Source organism: Lunatimonas lonarensis, from assembly GCF_000390185.1.
Classification (GTDB): Bacteria; Bacteroidota; Bacteroidia; order Cytophagales; family Cyclobacteriaceae; genus Lunatimonas; species Lunatimonas lonarensis.
Window position 1 is genome coordinate 1 of record NZ_AQHR01000005.1, and the last position, 1,054, is coordinate 1,054.

1 protein-coding gene is annotated in these 1,054 nt (G+C 40.2%); it reads left to right on the forward strand.

Annotated features, from left to right (window positions below; all coding sequences use genetic code 11):
- Positions 1-56: 56 nt before the first annotated feature.
- Positions 57-1,054: ATP-binding protein (locus ADIS_RS00550; protein ID WP_035804140.1), on the forward strand; the 998-nt coding region annotated here is incomplete at its 3' end.

Below are 1,054 nucleotides of genomic sequence, written 5' to 3' on the forward strand. Positions count from 1 at the left end.
AAAAATGCTTTTTGTAAAAACTAATTTTTATATTTGCTTCTTAAAGAAACTATTTCATGGAAGGTCTGATAAAAAAATCCGAGCGTAAAGCCCGATCTGTCCTAGAAAAAAAAAGAAGATACCTCTATGAACGAATTGATTGGGACCAAAAGCTGATAATTGTACTTGGCTATAGAGGGTCAGGCAAGACAACGCTTCTATTGCAGTATCTTTCTTCCATTCAGCGAAAAGGCATTTACGTAAGTCTCGATGATTTTTATTTCGAAACACACCGATTGGTGGAATCTGTGGCATCTCTCTATGAGCTTGGATACCGTGTTTTTCTATTGGATGAGGTTCACCGATACATGTGGTGGTCAAAAGATATCAAGCAGCTATATGATGATTATGAAGATATTCAGGTAGTTGCGACAGGTTCTTCCATTCTTGATATTTCAAAAGGAAAGGCTGACCTATCCAGAAGAGCATCGGTCTATCGGCTACATGGTTTGTCTTTCAGGGAATACCTCAACTTTCAGAAGAATATTGACCTGCCAACCCTTCGTTTGGAAGAGGTTTTAAACAAACATCACGTATTGGGTCCTGAGCTGTTGGATACCTTTAATTTTGATACTGATTTCCAGAATTACCTGAGATTTGGCTATTTCCCCTACTTTTTGGACTCAAAAAGTGATTACCATCAAAAATTACAGGAGACCATCCAATTGGTCATAGATACGGATATCGCGCCATTTGAGGAACTGCAACATTCCACCACCCGTACACTGAAAAAGCTGCTTTTCGTGTTGAGCGAAAGTGTCCCGTTTACCCCCAACATCCAGAAACTGGCCTTAAAACTGGAAACCCCTCGGAACACGGTGTTAAGGTTGCTTGATATACTGGATCAGGCGCAGATTCTCTCACTGTTGAGATCCTCAACCAAAGGGATAAGTTACCTTCAGAAGCCAGAGAAGATTTATTTGCAAAACCCTAACTTTATTTATCTCTTTTCGCCAAGCATGGCAAATATCGGCAGTGTCCGTGAAACCTTTTTCCTCAATCAACTGAGTGCTGT